We start from the raw sequence: 16,274 nt of genomic DNA on the forward strand, positions 1-16,274 counted from the left end.
GTTGACCATTTGTTCCGACTGCCGCTGTCCATATGACAAACCTTGAGGTGCCCCCTCCTATGAGGCGTTTTTGGATATACCCTTGTGAGCCAGCCCTTCAACGAGTGGCTCAAAGAGACATAGGCCGATGCTGTTGCGCTAAGCTAACCGTAAAGACCCGAAGTAGCCAACTGCGAACAATTGTCCCATTCAGCTGGTCCGATTTCGGTTTCTCACTGCGCTCAGACCAGAGCACCAGAAGCGAGGGCATTGCGGTTGTCACGGCACGTCAAGCTGCCTTTTGGAGGTCGCTCAGCTTCTGGAACTCGGCCAGAATGTCGGCATGGTGTTGGGCAAGGTAGCGGACCACGCGGGCATTGCCGAGCAAGCGGTTCACGTATCCGGCGGCCAGCATGAGATCGAGCTGGTCGGCGCTGTAGCTCTGCTCGACAGCACGCAGCTGCCGATCCACATTCTCGCTCTCCCGCTGCATGGTCGCGACCTGGTCTTCGGTCAGGCCCGGCACCCGCCGCGGCTTGCCGGCGACGAGCTGATCGTCGGGCGTGGAAGCCACCAGCGATCGCGCATAGCTGACCGTGAACCGGTTCATCGTGATCATTGCCATGGCCGCCTCGACCTGACGGACGGGCTTCATGAAACGAAGCTCGGTGAACACGTGGATGGGTATGTGCCGGTCCTTCAGCAGGTCGGCCGCTTCCGGGCAGATGCCGACCAGCAGATTCCGCTTCTTCCGGATGCTCGCGATGTCGACGTTGAGGGCGCGGGCGAGCCGTTCCTCGGAGACGCCCTTTTTGACCGCGTTGAGGATCATCCGGTGTTCCTGGATGGTCGCGATCCGGCTGACCCGCTTGTTGTAGGTGAAGGCCTCGTCGTCGGTCGCGACCAGGCACACGATCTCGGTTTCGCCCCGCTCCCGCACGATCTCGACGCGCAGGTGTCCGTCGAGCAGATGATAGCGGCCGTGATCGGTCGCGTCCCGCGCGACGACAGGCGGTTCGATGATCCCGACCTCGGCGATCGAGGCTGCGATCTGGCCGTATTTCACCGACTTCTTCACGGCCGCGGAGGAGGCCCGCAGCGGCATGATGCTGTCGATCGGGATGCGCAGGCTGGCTTCCTCGAAGGCCAGTTTGACGGCCATGCTTTGCGGCCCCGGGCTCATGAGACCGCGCCCATCCGGTCGAGGCGGACCGCCAGGTTTTCAGGCAGGGTAGCGAGGTCCTCGTCCTCCACCAGGGCCGCGAACTGCTCGTTCGAGCGCAGTCGCCGAAGAGCTTCGATGATGAGGAGGAGCCGATCGCGCGCTGTGTCCGCACGGCGGATCAGGGCGCGCTTGCGATCGACGTCGTCCTGATAGGCACGGACGAGCGCGGCGGGCGAGAGCTTCTGTCCATGAGAGGGCTTGCCGGTATGCTGTTTGAGATGCTTGCCGCGCCGGCGCCGATCCTCGACGATGCGCTTCGCGGCAAGCAGCTTGCGACCGCGCAACGTGCCTTTCTCATAGGCGAGCTGCAGGGCGCGCTGGACATCATGGTCCTCCGCGTCGGCGATCTCCACAGCGACACTGAGCGGGATCGCGCGCGCCTCTACCGACCGCAGCAGCCGCTGCTCGCCCTGCTCGAGGAGGCGGGCGACGCCACTGACATATTCGAGCGTCAGGCCTGTCTTGCGGGCGATCTGGGGGAGGCTGTGGCCCCGCTCCCGCATGCCGCCGATATCCTGCAGCAGGTCGATCGCGCTGTGCTGGCGCCGGGCGCAATTCTCGACCAGGCTGGCGATCAGACAGTCTTCCGCATCGGCCGAGACGACGAGCGCCGGAACCTCGCCCTGACCGAGCGCCCGGTACGCCTCGAGGCGTCCCTGACCGCAGACCAGGTCGTAGAAGGGACCATCCGCCTCCATGCGACGCGTGACCGTGATCGGGCGCTTGAGGCCGACCTGGGCGATGTTGTCGACGATCTCCTTGAACACGCGCTTGTTGCGGGTGCGCGGGTTGACGATGGTGATGCGATCGAGCGGGATCCACTCCACGCGCTGGGCAGGTCTGGCGGTGCTCATGCGGCCATTCTCCAGGATCGCCGTGCCGCCATGCGATGGAAGGCGGACAGGTCATCGAAGCGGTAGGCGTCGAGCGAGAGGCCGTTATGCTCGCACAGGCGCAGCACGGCATCGCCCATGTCGAGGCGGGGAAGGAGGTAATAGTCGCGGGGCAGTTCGTTGCCCGGCGCCATCCGCACCGCGACCGTCAGGTCGGGCCTGAGCGCCGTATCGAGCCGGAGCTTCCAGCGCAGCGAACCGGCCGCGGTCTGAACGCATCGCACCACCACCAGCGAAGCCGTGAACTCGCCGTTGACGGTGAGCAGGTCGGTCGCGGTGTCGCGGACGACCGTGCCGCCGGCCTGTTCCAGCGCCGCGATCGTGTCATCGACGATCCTGGGGTGCAGCTCTCGCAGCTTCCGGTTGATCTCCAGGTAGCGATAATCGCGATCAGGAGCGAAACCGACCAGCTCGTAGGCGCGCAGCAGGCTGCCGAACCGGCTGCGATATGCGCTGCTCGACGGCGCATCCTCGGCTTCATCGATGATCAGGCCCGTCAGCATGCCCTTGCTGGCGAAGATCGAGGCCAGCAGCTCGAGCATCGCCTGATCGCTGAGCCGCTCGGAGCGCGCGTCGATGATGGCGCGTGCCCGGACGAACATCGCCCGATCGACAATGGCCGCGAATGCGCCTTCGGCCCTGATCCACTCGTCCTCGGCGTTCTGGACGTGCTGGCGCTTCAGCTTGAAGGAGGTCCGCGCCCAGACATTGTCGCCCACGTACTTCTCGTTGATGAGCAGCTGATGGACCGTGCCCCGGGACCAGGGGCGACCGAGATCGGTGACGAGACCGCGCGCATTGAGCAGGTCGGCAATCTCGCGCTCGGGCTTTCCGGCCTCGGTGAACAGCCGGTAGACCTCCTGGACCACCGCCACCTCCTCCGCGGGGCCGGGCACCAGGATCACGCGGTCGGTGGCGATGCTCTTGTGCTCGCCGCGGCCGAGCTCGCCCTTGGGATCGCCGTTCACGTCGACGAGGAGGCGGCGCAGGCCGTAGCCCGCAGCCCCGCCTTGACGGTAGCCGCGCCGGATGAGGTTTGCCTGCCCCGCGAACACCTTGACGGACAGCTCGCGGCTGTACTCGGCCGCCATGGTGCGTTTGACGGTCTTGATGATCGACGAGCTGATCGACCCGTCATTGCGGAACTGCTCGGCGCAATACTCGACCTGGATGCCGGCGGCACGGATGCGAAGCTCGTGCGTGGCGGCCTCGTCCGGATCCTGAAAGCGACCTAGCCGGCTCACATCGTAGACGAGCAGCGCCTGAAAGTCGGTGCGACCCGCCTCGATGTCGGCGAGCAGGAGCTTCAGACCCGAGCGGCCCGACAGGTTGAGGCCGCTTTTGCCGTCATCCTTGTAGGTGTGGACGATCTCATAGCCGTGGGTGTCGGCATAACGCCGGATCGCGGCGGCCTGATTGTCGGTAGAGTATTGCTGGTGCTCGGTCGACATGCGGACATACTCGGCCGCTCGCACCCGCGGCGGATCCGGTGGCTTGTCGTTCTCAGGCGTGTTCCAATTGATGACCATCGGCGGCCTCTGAACCAAGAGGCGCACGCGCCCACAGCCGCCACTATCCTGAAAGGGGCGGCAACATGTTTCCAAAGTCCGGCAGCCGATTTCCAAATGGGGGAGGGAGGCTGACCGAGGCCGACTATATCGTTGCAGTAAGCGAGGCTTTGCGGACCGAGCTCGGGACGGGCACCGGGGCTGCCAAGCAGATCCAGCGATGGACGGAAGCGTCCGACCGGACGGCGCGAAACTGGCTGAACGGGGTTGTGGGTCCTAGCGGGCACCATTTGGTGAGGCTGGCACGAGAGTCCGATGCCGTGCTCTCCGCGGTGCTCACCATGGCCGCGCGACCGGAACTGGCGCTTGCGACCGACCTGCATGCGGTTGAGGTCGCGCTCGCCAAAGCGAGCGGAGCATTCGAGGTCCTACGGCGACAGCGGACTGCAGGACGGTAGCAAGGGGCACAACCGCGCGGTTGTGACACTGCATCAGTCGCTAGCGCGCCAGCGCGGCCTTTAGCACGGGCAGGTAGCGACGCACCTGCTCCCGGTCGCTCTCCCGTTCAGCTTCCGTCAAATTTGCATACGGCGTAGCGATCTGCCGCTCCCACCGTGCGACCAGGTCCGGAGCAATCACCAGAGAGCCGTCTGATTGCCACTCGCCGACCGAATGGACATAGCGTTGCCAATGCGCCCAGCGCTCGTGTTCCATGGCCGCGAGCTTCTCAACGGCGGCCTCCAGGCGACTGCTGATCTCCTCCGTGTCCATACCGCTCAAATGAGGTTCTGCTCGACGAGGTTCCGATAGTGCTGACCAAGCACCGTCAGCTCGCAACCCTTCGACTGCATCGCTGCGTGCCACATGTGTGGTGCACCGACCGGCCGGACTAGGTTCACTTTCACGTAGTTCTGCAGCACCGAGAATACGGCGTTGTTGAGTGGGTCGGGCACCGGGATCGATGCATCGGCCCGCTGCTCCGCGCTGCGCTCGGGCTCAAAGGATGGGTCAAGTTGGAACACGAAGTCGGCTGTAGGGAAGTGGGTCGCCAGCGCCTGCAGGTGGGCGAGCTCGATTGGCGGCTGCGCCTTGCGCAGCGAGACGAAGCTCTTCACGTTCGTCTTGAACACTGGGCGCTGCGACCACGGTCCGAGTGATTGGTCGACGTGCGCGTAAACGCCGCCGGGCGTCACGTCGCCCACGAGGTTAGCGGCCGCGCCGTTTAGCGCGTCGACGAACAGGCTGGTAAACACGCCGGCGCCGCCGCCTGTCACCTCCATCGCATACTGCTCAGCCGTGGACGCTGTCATGATGGTCATGCCCTCCGCGACCTCGGCGAGCGCGGGCGTGTCCGTGCGGCTGCCCGCGACGCCGGAGTGGCAGCTGTCGAGGATCACGATCTTGTTCTTCGCTGGCGATTTACGTGCGAAGGTCATCACCTCGGCGAGCGACAGGCCGTCGTCGCCTGATTTGCAGTCACTGCCGCAGAGAAATCCGCCTGTGTCCTCGATAAAACCGTGACCAGCGAAGTAGAACAACGCGATCTCGGCATTATCGGCGAATAGCTCGCGCACAGCCTCCTTTAGCGCGGCACGGCCGACATCATCCGTTCCGGTACCGGTTAGCAGGAGAGGCGTGGCAAAATTGACGGTGCCGTCGGCGTGACGCTCCAGCACCTGTCGCACAGCGTGCGCGTCGTTCACGCAGCCACTTAGGCCGCCAATGTGGTCGTAGTGGTCGATGCCGACGATGAGGGCCTTGCGCATGTCTGGCCTTAGAGCGAGTCGATGAAGCCGGAAATGTTCGCGTCGCTCCAGGCGAGCGTCTTGATTGACGGCAGCACCGTACGATCATTCGAAAAGGCCCAGATACCGCGGACGGGCTTACCTTCCTCGATTGCGCAGGCAATCTCCCACTTCTGGCCTGTGGAGGTGAGAGAGTTCGCGCTGACCAGCGCGATCACACCGTCCGAGCGACGAATGCGCGTCCGGACCCTTTCCTTCCACTGCGTATCGTACGGCTGCTTCACCGACATGTCGATGAACTCATAGGGCTGACGCGGACTGAGCGACTGGCCCTTGAGAAAGTCGCGCTGGCGCTCGTCCTCGATGGCGAACGCGACGAACACGGTCTTGGTCATGGCATGCTCCTTATGGTGCGCATCACTGGCCAAGGCCGGCACGCAGGGTGGCGTAGAAGTCGCGGGTCGAGGACGCGCGCGCAGTGCTCTCGTTCAGCGTCGTGCGCTTGTTGATCAGCACGCGGCGCGCCGTCTTGGAAGCGATGGCATACTGGTCGAGATCAGCGTCCGACCGTAGGTAAGGCCACTTGCGCAGGAACTCGGGCGGCGTCGCCCAAGCGGCAGCGTAGGTGGCGAGTGGAAAGTCCTTTTCCGTCGCCACGCCAATCTCCCACGGCACCCACTGCGACGCCTTGGTCGCATCCGAAACGACTGCGAGGAGCTGGGTGCACTTGCCCATCTCGCTGCGGATGTGGGCTGCAAGATCCTCCCCGGGTCGACCTATGTAAGGGTCGATTACATCAAGGTAGGAGTCGATGTCGTGCTGCTGTTTCAGCCTGCGTGCGACGCCAGCAGCTGTGACGGCGTCGGTCGACTGGTGGGAGAGGAAGACCTTGATCATCGTTGCGTTCCGATGGTGGTAGGGCGGAGGTACTGATTGGCTAACGGGGCGTGCCTTCCGGCACGCCCATCAGGTCAGCCGCGCGGCGGGAACGGGTCCCCGCCGTAGCTGTCGCGGTCCCTGATCTGACCGTTGCGGCCGTGGATCAGAAGTTCGCTGCGCTGGTTCTGCGCGATGCCTCGTGCAGCATCGATCGCGTCACGCTGAGTGTCATGGATCGATGTCGCACGACCGTTGCCGGCGCCGCGAACAGCCCAACACCCCGCGTGCGGGACGACATGCTGGTTCTTTCCGGACATAATTCTACCTCCTTCCTCGCGCTGTAAGGGTAAGACGGCTTGCGACGCCGCTCCCGATCGTCTTCATTGACTATCAAAGGGGGTAGGCTGAAACGGCGGGTGCTCTCGGACATCCTGACACGATTTTTTCGTGTTGTGTCTGAGCCGCGCTGAAAATCAGCCTACTCCGTCAGGAAGCGGCGGAGTTGAGTGAGCGAACCGACCCTTGATCTTGCGGAAGCGCGGCAGGCGATCGAACGCCTGACCTCGGTCGACCTTCTCAGACTGAGGAAGGCGGGACGACAATATGCGTTTGCCGCAGGGTGTGAAGCCGACGACCTGCTCAACGAAGCTGTATGTCAGACGATCGAGGGTGTTCGGAATTGCCCGCGCAGGATGGGAATGGTGGCATTCCTGATTGGCGTCATGCGCAGCCGCGCGTCCGCTAGGCAACAGAAGGTCGAACCCGAACTGGTATCGGCTGATGCCACTGATGCCGAAGGCCGGTTACTGCATGAGCCGGTAGAAACGAAACCCGATGTCGAGGAACTGGCGCTTTCACGGGAAGATGCGTCGGCTCGGCGAAATGCGCTGGAAACCTTGTTTGCCGATGATGAGGAAGCAACCCTGTTCCTGTGGGCGTATCTGGACGACCTTCCGAAGGAGGAGATCATGACCATGATCGGTGTCGATATGACGGCGTATGCCACTATCCGACGCCGTGTCCGCCGCAAGATAGATGCGGCTTTTCCCAATGGATGGTCATCGTGAGCGGCGCGGGGCGCCCTACCCCTCCGATCGATCGGCTGGCGGATGAACTGGTCGCAGACATCATGGCTATGTCGGACGCGGAATTACTGGCGGAGGTCGAGGCCGAAGGACTGAATGTCGAGGATGAAGCCGACCGTATCCGCGCGATAATCTCGACCGCAACCGCCCGATCTGGAAAGTCGCGCCTTCAGGCTGCGCGAGCAGAGATCGATCGCGCAGCCAGAACGGGCCGAGGGCAAGTCCATCAGCTTCCTCTCAGGGATCGAGCGGCCGTCCTTGCCTGGTTCGCCAACGATGACAGCAAGCTGAAAAGCCGGCTGACGATGGCCGCACGCAACGGCGAAGGCATTACCGAGAAAGAGATGGATGATATACTCGCCGATTTGCGAGAGCTTGGTGCCATCGACGAAGACGGCAATCCGATTTGAAGGGGCTTGGTCAAGCCGAAAAGCTTTTGCAGTCCCTCGGCGTCACCAGTCCGGATGAGATCGATATTGAGGCGATCGCTTGGACGATGGGTGCCAAGGTGCGCAACGGCATTCTGGAGAGCTGTGAAGCCAGGATCATCGGCTTTCGCAATCAGGCGATCATCACTGTGAAAGGCGATGGCGATCCGCGTCGCCGTCGCTTCTCGATCGCGCACGAGTTGGGCCACTGGCAGCATCATCGCGGCCGGTCGTCGGTCTGCAGGGCGAGTGAGATCGGAAGTGTCAGCCAGGGCGGTGCCGGCATTGAGCGGCAAGCTGATAATTATGCCGCCGACCTGTTGATGTCGGCCTATCTGTTTCGACCGCTTGCTGCCGCTCACCGGCGGCCGTCATTCGAAGCAATCGACGCTCTGGCGGCTGCCTTTTCCACCAGCCGGTTGGCGACGGCGCAAAGGTTTATCGACCATAGTCCTTGGCCCTGTATGATCGTTTGCCACGGTCAGAACGGACGCCGATGGTTTCGACGCAATGGCGGCATTCCGGATCACTGGTTTCCCCGTGATGATCTCGATCCTGAGTCAGACGCGATGGACGTGCTGTATGGAAAGATTGATCGGTCGCGGCCGACGATCATCGGGGCGGACGCATGGTTCGATCGCCGGGGCGCCGATAGGTTTGAGCTGACCGAGGAGTGCGTCAAAGGCTTTGGGAATGATGTGCTCGCCCTTCTGACGCTGAAAGATCAAATGCTTGATTAGGACCGCGCAGCATGGGGCTTTGAACTGGGCAAGTTACGCGTCAGCAATTCTCAGCCTACGCATCCGCTTGCGTAAGAGTCCGAACCGTCGCGATCGGCAGGAACAACCGCAAGCCGTTGGAGGGCAGCGGCTCAAAGCCATAGCCGGTATAGAGCGCGATGCGTTTCGCCACCTTCTCGGCATCGCCGCAGTCGAACACGTCCAGCATGACGACGGCGATCCCCAACGCTTCGGCCGCCAAGGCCAGGCGCTTGAGACAATCGACCAACAGATCGCCGCCATAGCCTTGCCCTTGAAAGCGGCTGTCGACGCCGATCATCGAAATGTAGGCGGCCGGGATACTGCCATGCGCAGGGCGGTTGCGGGCGAACCGATCGGGTAACTCGGTATAGTCGATCGCATGGGCGTTGGTGGCATAGAAGCCGATCAGCTCGCCCTCGGCACCGACCATCACGAAGGTGCGGACGTTATCCGCCTTGGCGAGCTTGTTCGCGGTCCGGCGGAAGAAGTTGTCGACCTGCGTGATGCCACAGGAAAAGGCCGCTCGATCGTGCTTGGCAGGATCGAGCGGTTCGATGGTGAAGAGCTTTGCGTCCTCTGTCGCCGTCACCTGCTGACGATCGTCTCACGATGCCGCGCGAATGCTGCCCGAAGTCGCTCGGTGGGTGCCGGCGGCGTGTCGAGCGCCGCAAAGAAGCGCGAATGATCGACCGGCTGCAGGGTGGTGCGTTCGTGCGCCGCGATCGTCTCCATCGCAGAGCGATAGGCCGCGTTCATCGTGAAGACGGAATCGTCCACACCGGAAAGAGCGGCAGCCTGCTGAATCGCCTGCTTGATGCGCGGCTTGGTACGGAAGTTCATCCGCTCGCTGCTGCGCTCCTCAACGGCGCCGACCTGATCCTGAAAGCCAAGCATGGCACACCTCATCCAACCTTCACGCACATGTACGTCTTTGCGGCGTACATTTCAACAAAAGATTGAGAGTCGCTTAATTTGTCTGTCCTGCTGCAGGCGTCAGAAACCCGCGTCAGAATGTCTGGCCGGGATGAGCCAACATGCACTTCGATGAGGGGTGTGGGAGCTGGTAGCTGCCGTGAGTGCCGGCGTGAATGGTGAATGAAGGCGTTCCCGTCTGTCCAAGCCGCCCCGTCCGTTTTCCTACCCAACCCTGCCCTTTGCCAAACGACCGCCAATCACCCACGGCCGATCGCACGACGGATCTGATCGCGTACGTTCATCCCGTCCCGCTCCCGCTCGGCGAAGACGTACAGGCCGCCGCCGCTTCGCTCCCACAGCTCACCGGCGAGGCGCTTTTCGGCTGCGTCGCGGACGAGATGGCCGCCCTTATACTCGACGACCAGGAGGCGGCCGTCCGTCAGCCGCGCCACGAAGTCGGGGTAGGTGCGGCCCGTCGCCAGCGGCAGCCAGAAGGCGGCGGGATGGCTCGCGACGTTGCGGACCCAGACGTCCACCTCCGGCACCGCGTCGAGCTGCTTGGCGGCGCTGAGCTCCTCGCCGTCCTCGCCGCTGTCGAAAACAGGTACCGCGGGCAGGAAGTGCTTGGTGAAGCGATAGCTGCCCCGATAGGCGGGCACGCCATCAAACATGCCGTCAGCGAAGCGGAAGCCGTGCTCGACCGAGACGGTCGGCGCAGCGTCGGGGCCGAAGAGGCAGCTCTGATACGCCCGCTCACGCGCGGCCTGGCGAACGGCGGCGATGCGATCGCGCAGGCGCCGCGCGAGCATGAAGCGGCAGCGCATCAGCGCGGCGAGCGGCAGATGGCGATCGCGGACCAGAAAACCGACCACATCGGCCAGCCACGCCAGCAGCTCGGCGGGGCGCACGTCATCCTGTCGCACCGCCTTTGCCAACAGCGCGACGAGCCCGCTCTCCGTCCAGCCCTCGACCGGCACGTCGAGCAGCAACTGGTCGCTGACGTCGCTGTGCGCCACGGTGAGCCGATCACCGTCGAGGTCGATCTGAAAGGCGTCGGCGGTTTCGGCCACGTCGAACTGGTCGCGGGTAAGCTGGTGACCGGCCTCGGCGAGCGACCAGTCGAAATACTCGGACAGGCGGTCCGTATCGGCGAACACCAGCTCGCCCTGCATCTGCGCCATCAGGCGGGGCACGACAAACGTCTGCCCAAGCTCGGCGGGCGCCGCTTCATGCGCGTGCTCGGCCTCATAGGCGGCGACCTGTTCGCGCACATGGGCGGCGGCGGGCGCGGGGAGCGCGGCATAGACCGCCGCCTTCTCCGCCTCGCGCAGGAAGCCGGTGATCCGGATCGCGCCATCCTCGACGCTGAGCCGATCGGGCGCGGCGGCCCTCACCGCCGCCAAAGTGCCCGCATCCGCCGCAACCTCGATCCGCGCGGACGGCAGCGGACGCGCGCGCGCGCCGAACAGCCCCTCTCCCAACGTCGGCGCCGCTTCGATCGACGCTTCCGCCTCCTGCTCCTCGAAGCCCATGTCGACCAGCCGGTCCTTGAGGGCCGTCGCGGCCTCCGCGAATGACTTGGACACGAGGTGCGCATAGGCCTTGTTCAGCGCGGGCGCCTTGCGCCTCCTCGCATAGGGCATGCGCAGCACGCGGCCGAGCAGCTGCTCCGCATCGGTCGCGCTGCGAATGTTGGCGACCGAACAGAAGACGTAGGCGAAGGAACAGTCCCAGCCCTCCTTCAGCGCCTCGACGGTGATGATGTAGTCGATCGGGCAGTCGGGCGAGAACAGGTCGATGCCGTCGAGACCGCGCTGGTCGCCGGTCGCGACCGCGATCTTGTCGGCGGGGATGTGGTGGACGGACCGGAGGTGCTCCAGCAGCACGTCGACGGTCACCTCGCGGCCCTTGTCCTCGGCCTGGAACAGCACCAGCGGGCGGATGTATCCGTCGCGATCGCGGCCCGCCTTCTCCGCCAGCTCGGCGCGGCGCGCGATCGCGCCGGTCACCGCACCCTCCCAGGTCTGGTGCTCATCCAGGCGGACGGGCAGCTTGATCATCTGCTCCGCCTTCAGCTCCGCGGCGCTAACGGCGTGGAGGATGTTGCTCTTGGGATGCGGGGTCGCGGTGAACTCGATGATGGCGGACGGGTTCACGCGCGCCTGCATCTCGCGCGACAGGCCGGTCACCGCCTTGTGCGCCTCATCCACGATCATCAGCGGGCGATGGAGGTGGAGCAGGTTGGCGAAGGAATAGCGTATGTCGTCCGGGTGGCCCCCTACCCGCTTTGCCACCTCGGCACCGAGCGGCTCCAGCCCCGAGATCCGCTTCGGCACGTTCGCGAACAACGGCTCCAGCGCCTCGTGGTGCGCATAGACCTTGCGCCCCTCTGTGTTCTCCACGCGCAGCGTCTGGATGGTGGCGACGAACACGCACAGGTGCCGCGACAGGTCGGCCGCGGTCAGCCGGGTGAAATCGGCGATGTCGAACACGCGCACCGGCTCACCGAAGGCGGCAGCCAGCGCCTTACGATAGTGATGGCGCGGGTTGTTCAGCGCGTCCACGGTCTGCCGGCGGATCGTCGTGGTCGGCACCAGCCACAGCACCGGCGGATAGTCGCGCCCGATCCACGCATCGCGCGCGACCGCGACGCTGTGCGCGGCGAGCAGCGTCTTGCCGCCGCCGGTGGGCAGGCGCAGGCAGACATAGGGCATCCCCTCCTGCCCGAGCAGGGGCGTGTAGCGCCCGCCATAGCCGCGCAGCCGCCTGGCCTGGTCCGGCTCGGTCGTGATCGCCTCGTACGCGGCCTTGGGCCCGTGCGCCTGTGCCGCTTCGAAAAAGCGACGCAGCGTGTCGAGGGTCGCCTGCTGATAGGTCTTGAGCTGCATCAGCGGGCCTTCACGTCGTAGGGCGTCTGCTTGAAGATGACGCGCTCGGCGGTGAGCGTCGCGGGCGACAGCCGGCTCGCCTCGCCATAGATGGTGACCGGGCCGGTGAAGCCCTCTGCCCCCTCCCGGATCAGCGCCAACGTCGCGCGTGTCAGCACGTTGCCGCCCGCCGGACGCTTGTCACCGAGAATGCCATTGTAGAGCAGCGCGACCCCCTGCCCGTCATGGTGGCCCAGGAACGGCGTGGCGGCCGCTCCGGCGAATGGCGTCCCGGTCTCCGCGAACCAGACGTGCGCAGCGAGCGGGGCGAAGGCGATGCCGGCGGCGATCGTGCCATCGGCGTCGAACACCGCAGGGCCGAGCCGGTAGAAGTCGAACCCGCCCCCGCCCTGCCAGTCGACCGCCCGGCTGATGCCGCCGCCCTCACCCGCGATAACCTTGTTCAGCCGCGGCGCGCAATGAGTGACGGCATGGTCGCCCATCTCGATCCCGATCCAGCGCCGCCCCATCTTGTGCGCGACCGCCGCCGTGGTGCCGGAGCCGAGGAAGGAGTCGAGGACGAGGTCGCCGGGGTTGGTGGCAATGTGGAGGATGCGTTGCAGCAGGCGTTCGGGCTTGGGCGTGCCGAAACTTACGTCGGCGCCAAACAACGCGTTCGCCTCTTTCTTGCTCTCGTCAGTATGGCCGACCTCGCCATGTGGCCACCATGTCCAAGGCACCAATCCTTCGACCTCAGAAAGAAAACGGATGACGCTCGGCTGTGCGTTCCCGTCCTTGCCCCAGTAAATCCGCTTCGCCTCAACTAGCTTTTCGAACTCGGGTCGAATCATCGACCAGCAGCGACCTTCGGGAGGTGTATGCCGTCGACCATTCGGGGCGACAATCTCGTACATCTGGTTTGGGCGGTAGCCCTGCGCAGTCATCGGAAGCCCACGCCAACGCTTACTCGGGTCTGCTTCTTTGGCGTTGTCAGGATTGCGATAGATCTTGGCCTGATCCTCATCAAGCGGCAGCTTGTTGCGTTGCGCTTTGAAGCGCTCAGGTGATGGCGAATAAGCGAGCAGATACTCGTGAACGTCGCCGATCGCCTCTCGGTTTTCACGCGAGTAACGCTTTTGCCAAACAGGGCTTGCAATGAAAGATCCGCGTCCAAACACCTCGTCCATCACGATCTTGAGGTAATGCCCCTCATGATCGTCAATTGACACCCAGATGCTTCCATCCTCAGCGAGCAGTTTTTGGAGTAGTTCAAGCCGCGGATAGATCATCGCCAGCCACTGACTGTGCTCTAACGTGTCGTCATAATGGACAGAAACAGCCGACCGCGTATTGTAAGGCGGGTCGATGTAGATGCACTTCACCTGTCCGCGATAATTGGGCAGCAGGCTCTTGAGCGCCTCCAGATTGTCGCCTTGGATCAGCATGTTGCCGCTGCCGGGCGCGCCGGCGGAAAGCGCCGCGTCGCGCTCCAGCAGGCGGTACGGTACGGCATCCGCCGCCTTCACGTCGCGGTCGCGTGTCAGCCAGTGCAGGATCGGCATTGTGTCCCCTTCGCCCGCCTTCTTGCCGCCCTGAATGAAATCTGGCAAGTTCGTTGCTGAAAAGGTTCAAGGGGCTTTGTCTTGGCACATGATGGTGCAGTGCTGACGCAGATCGGCGACCTCGCCGAGGCTGGCGAGCGGATGATCGAACGCCTCCGGCGCAAAGCGTTTCTGCCCGAGAGCCGCAAGGGGCTCAACGTTCGCTTCGGCATCGCCGAGGCGGCACAGCTGCTCGGCTGCTCTACCAACCGCATCCGCATGGCGGAAGATGACGGGAGATTGCCCCCTGCCCCCGCCTCCGAGAGCGGGCGCCGGCTGGGCTACACGGTCGAGGAAATGCTGCGGATGCGCGAGGTGCTGGGCGCATCCCCTGCCCGCGCCCCGCTCGACGTGCCGGCGATCATCGCGGTGCAGAACTTCAAGGGCGGCGTTGGCAAGTCGACCGTCACCACGCACCTAGCCCATTATTTCGCGGTGCAGGGCTATCGCGTGCTGGTGGTCGATTGCGACAGCCAGGCGACGACGACGACCCTGTTCGGCTTCAACCCACACTTCAACATTACGCGGGAAGAGACGCTCTACCCGTATCTCTCGATTGACCCAACCCAGGCGGACCTGCTCTACGCGGTAAAGCGGACGCCGTGGCCGAACGTGGACCTGATCCCGTCCAATCTCGAACTGTTCGACGTTGAATATGAGCTGGCAGCAGCGGGCAGCGATGGCGGATCAGTGCTGGCGGCGCGGTTTCGCAAGCTGAAGCGCGGTTTGTCCGACCTCGCGCGCGACTATGACATCGTTCTGCTCGATCCGCCCCCTGCCCTCGGCACGATTAGCCTGGCAGTGATGCAGGCGGCGAACGCGCTGCTGGTGCCGCTGGCGGCCACCACGCCGGATTTCTGCTCCACCGTGCAATTCCTGTCGATGATGGATCAGGTGCTGCACCAGCTGACGGGCGCCGGCATCGAGGTCGACTACCAGTTCGTCCGGCTGATCTGCTCCAAGTTCGATGGCAACGATCCCAGCCACGCAATGGTGCGCGCGATCATGGAGCAGAGCTTCGGCCCTGCCCTGCTCCCGGTGCCGATCCTCGAATCGGCCGAGATCAGCCATGCGGCGATGCGGATGATGACCGTCTACGAGCTGGAAAAGCCGATCGGCACGCCCAAGACGCACAAGCGCAGCCGCGCCAATCTGGACGAGGCGCTGCGGCAGGTGGAGCAGCTCGTGCGCCAAAGCTGGGGGCGTGTCGAACCGGCCAGCGAGGAGGCGGTGATCCATGCCGCGGCCTGACCTTTCCTACAACGCCATGTTCTACTTACGTTCTGCACGGGAGGTGCGGCATGGCGCGTAAGCAATCGGACTATCTGGCGGCGCTGCTCGCAGATGACGCGTCCGAACAAGGCAATGCTCCCTTCCCTGCCCCGGCGCGCGAGGCTCCCCCGGAACGCGCGCGCACGACCACGCTGCTCGGTCGCGAGTCCGCGCTGGCGCGTGTGGCGAGCGGCGAGGTGCGGCAGGTCACCCAACTGCTGCTCGATCCCGCGCGCGTGCGCATCTGGCCGGGCAACGCTCGCACTTACGCGCACCTCTCGGAGGAGAATTGCCGCGAGCTGATCGACTCGATCGTCGCCGAGGGCGGACAGAAGGTGCCGGCGGTGGTGCGGCGCGTCGACGGCGATCCGGATCACGATTTCGAGGTGATCGCCGGCACGCGGCGGCATTGGTCGATCAGCTGGCTGCGTTCGCACAGCTATCCCGACATGCAGTTCGTGGCGCAGGTCGCGCAGCTGGATGATGAGGCGGCTTTCCGGCTGGCGGATCTGGAAAACCGCGCGCGGGCCGACGTGTCCGACCTGGAGCGGGCCCGCAACTATCTCGACGCGCTGAAGGCGCATTACGGCAACCACCAGACGCGGATGGCCGAACGGCTGAAGCTGTCCAAGGGCTGGCTGTCCAAGATGCTGAAGGTCGCCACGATCCCTGACGCGGTGATTGCCGCCTTCGCCTCGCCGGGCGACGTGCAGCTGAAGCCGGCCTATACACTCGCCCAGGCGCTAGACGACAAGGACATGGCCAAGGCGATCACCGCCATGGCGCGGCAGGTCGCCAAGGAACAGGCGGCACGTCGCGAGGCGGGCGCCCCCCCCTCCCCCGCCACGGACGTGCTGCGGCGGCTGCTCGACGCGCCAAAGGCGTTGTCCGGTGACGAAAGGCCGGAGCCGTACCGCTACGCCACCAAGTACGGGCGCACCGCACTGACGGTACAGTCGGCTAACCGGCAAGGCGTGACGATCCGCCTCCACGCGGGCTCTGGCGCAGACACGGACGAGTTGATGACCGCCTTGCGCGATGCACTGGCCCACCTCGAGGCGACCGGGAAAGGACTCCAGCGCTGATGTTTCCCCGGGGAAACATGCAGGGGCGGAG

The 16,274-nt window shown here is 64.5% G+C and carries 17 protein-coding genes; 5 read left to right on the forward strand and 12 right to left on the reverse strand.

The features are described 5' to 3' along the window. Positions 1 to 268 precede the first annotated feature (268 nt). The 8 genes from Q0579_RS13590 to Q0579_RS13625 all read right to left on the reverse strand — a co-directional run bounded on the left by Q0579_RS13590 (position 269) and on the right by Q0579_RS13625 (position 6,546). Positions 269 to 1,141, reverse strand: a complete 873-nt coding sequence (locus tag Q0579_RS13590; protein ID WP_298813309.1) for a plasmid partitioning protein RepB C-terminal domain-containing protein — start codon at positions 1,139 to 1,141, stop codon at positions 269 to 271. A 17-nt stretch (positions 1,142 to 1,158) separates the two neighbouring features. Next, positions 1,159 to 2,058: a plasmid partitioning protein RepB C-terminal domain-containing protein gene (locus Q0579_RS13595; RefSeq protein WP_066652250.1), complete on the reverse strand. Its 900-nt coding sequence runs from the start codon at positions 2,056 to 2,058 to the stop codon at positions 1,159 to 1,161. Next, positions 2,055 to 3,626, reverse strand: coding sequence for a recombinase family protein (locus Q0579_RS13600; RefSeq protein WP_066652248.1), 1,572 nt, complete (start codon positions 3,624 to 3,626; stop codon positions 2,055 to 2,057). The genes Q0579_RS13595 and Q0579_RS13600 overlap by 4 nt, the downstream gene beginning before the upstream one ends. A gap of 477 nt (positions 3,627 to 4,103) precedes the next feature. Further along, positions 4,104 to 4,376: a RyR domain-containing protein gene (locus Q0579_RS13605; protein ID WP_298813356.1), complete on the reverse strand. Its 273-nt coding sequence runs from the start codon at positions 4,374 to 4,376 to the stop codon at positions 4,104 to 4,106. A 5-nt stretch (positions 4,377 to 4,381) separates the two neighbouring features. Further along, positions 4,382 to 5,371 carry a caspase family protein gene (locus tag Q0579_RS13610; RefSeq protein WP_066652242.1) on the reverse strand — a complete coding sequence of 330 codons (990 nt, stop codon included), beginning with the start codon at positions 5,369 to 5,371 and terminating at the stop codon, positions 4,382 to 4,384. An 8-nt stretch (positions 5,372 to 5,379) separates the two neighbouring features. Then, positions 5,380 to 5,745: a TIR domain-containing protein gene (locus Q0579_RS13615; RefSeq protein ID WP_066652240.1), complete on the reverse strand. Its 366-nt coding sequence runs from the start codon at positions 5,743 to 5,745 to the stop codon at positions 5,380 to 5,382. A gap of 22 nt (positions 5,746 to 5,767) precedes the next feature. Further along, a complete protein-coding gene (locus Q0579_RS13620) occupies positions 5,768 to 6,247 on the reverse strand; it encodes a toll/interleukin-1 receptor domain-containing protein (protein ID WP_066652238.1) in 480 nt (159 codons plus the stop codon). 74 nt (positions 6,248 to 6,321) lie between these two features. Beyond that, the gene (locus Q0579_RS13625; protein WP_066652237.1) at positions 6,322 to 6,546 is read right to left on the reverse strand and encodes a DUF2188 domain-containing protein; all 225 of its coding nucleotides are present in this window, start codon (positions 6,544 to 6,546) and stop codon (positions 6,322 to 6,324) included. A gap of 189 nt (positions 6,547 to 6,735) precedes the next feature. On the opposite strand from Q0579_RS13625, the gene Q0579_RS13630 reads away from it, so the two are divergent. From Q0579_RS13630 to Q0579_RS13640, 3 genes are read left to right on the forward strand one after another with little or no spacing between them, the layout of a single operon-like run. Next, complete coding sequence (locus tag Q0579_RS13630; RefSeq protein ID WP_168727486.1) at positions 6,736 to 7,296, forward strand: hypothetical protein; 561 nt, start codon at positions 6,736 to 6,738, stop codon at positions 7,294 to 7,296. Then, on the forward strand, positions 7,293 to 7,724 hold the full coding sequence (locus Q0579_RS13635) for a hypothetical protein (protein WP_298813320.1): 432 nt from the start codon (positions 7,293 to 7,295) through the stop codon (positions 7,722 to 7,724). Before Q0579_RS13630 ends, Q0579_RS13635 begins: the two co-directional genes overlap by 4 nt. After that, entirely contained in the window at positions 7,721 to 8,482 is a 762-nt protein-coding gene (locus Q0579_RS13640; RefSeq protein ID WP_298281614.1) for an ImmA/IrrE family metallo-endopeptidase, read from the forward strand. Before Q0579_RS13635 ends, Q0579_RS13640 begins: the two co-directional genes overlap by 4 nt. A gap of 55 nt (positions 8,483 to 8,537) precedes the next feature. On the opposite strand, the gene Q0579_RS13645 is transcribed toward Q0579_RS13640, so the two are convergent. The 4 genes from Q0579_RS13645 to Q0579_RS13660 form a co-directional block, all read right to left on the reverse strand. Beyond that, positions 8,538 to 9,092, reverse strand: coding sequence for a GNAT family N-acetyltransferase (locus tag Q0579_RS13645; protein WP_010409162.1), 555 nt, complete (start codon positions 9,090 to 9,092; stop codon positions 8,538 to 8,540). Continuing rightward, positions 9,089 to 9,409 carry a DUF1778 domain-containing protein gene (locus tag Q0579_RS13650; protein ID WP_310106207.1) on the reverse strand — a complete coding sequence of 107 codons (321 nt, stop codon included), beginning with the start codon at positions 9,407 to 9,409 and terminating at the stop codon, positions 9,089 to 9,091. The genes Q0579_RS13645 and Q0579_RS13650 overlap by 4 nt, the downstream gene beginning before the upstream one ends. Before the next feature lie 266 nt (positions 9,410 to 9,675). Then, the gene (locus tag Q0579_RS13655; RefSeq protein ID WP_066652231.1) at positions 9,676 to 12,306 is read right to left on the reverse strand and encodes a DEAD/DEAH box helicase family protein; all 2,631 of its coding nucleotides are present in this window, start codon (positions 12,304 to 12,306) and stop codon (positions 9,676 to 9,678) included. Beyond that, positions 12,306 to 13,811 carry a site-specific DNA-methyltransferase gene (locus Q0579_RS13660; RefSeq protein WP_298813323.1) on the reverse strand — a complete coding sequence of 502 codons (1,506 nt, stop codon included), beginning with the start codon at positions 13,809 to 13,811 and terminating at the stop codon, positions 12,306 to 12,308. Before Q0579_RS13660 ends, Q0579_RS13655 begins: the two co-directional genes overlap by 1 nt. A 177-nt stretch (positions 13,812 to 13,988) precedes the next feature. On the opposite strand from Q0579_RS13660, the gene Q0579_RS13665 reads away from it, so the two are divergent. Together Q0579_RS13665 and Q0579_RS13670 are read left to right on the forward strand one after the other, a co-directional pair. Further along, a complete protein-coding gene (locus Q0579_RS13665) occupies positions 13,989 to 15,137 on the forward strand; it encodes an AAA family ATPase (protein ID WP_066487632.1) in 1,149 nt (382 codons plus the stop codon). A 50-nt stretch (positions 15,138 to 15,187) separates the two neighbouring features. Beyond that, complete coding sequence (locus Q0579_RS13670; protein WP_066652229.1) at positions 15,188 to 16,243, forward strand: ParB/RepB/Spo0J family partition protein; 1,056 nt, start codon at positions 15,188 to 15,190, stop codon at positions 16,241 to 16,243. Positions 16,244 to 16,274: the final 31 nt, after the last annotated feature.

Origin of the sequence: uncultured Sphingomonas sp. (assembly GCF_936927845.1) — a bacterium.
Classification (GTDB): domain Bacteria; phylum Pseudomonadota; class Alphaproteobacteria; order Sphingomonadales; family Sphingomonadaceae; genus Sphingomonas.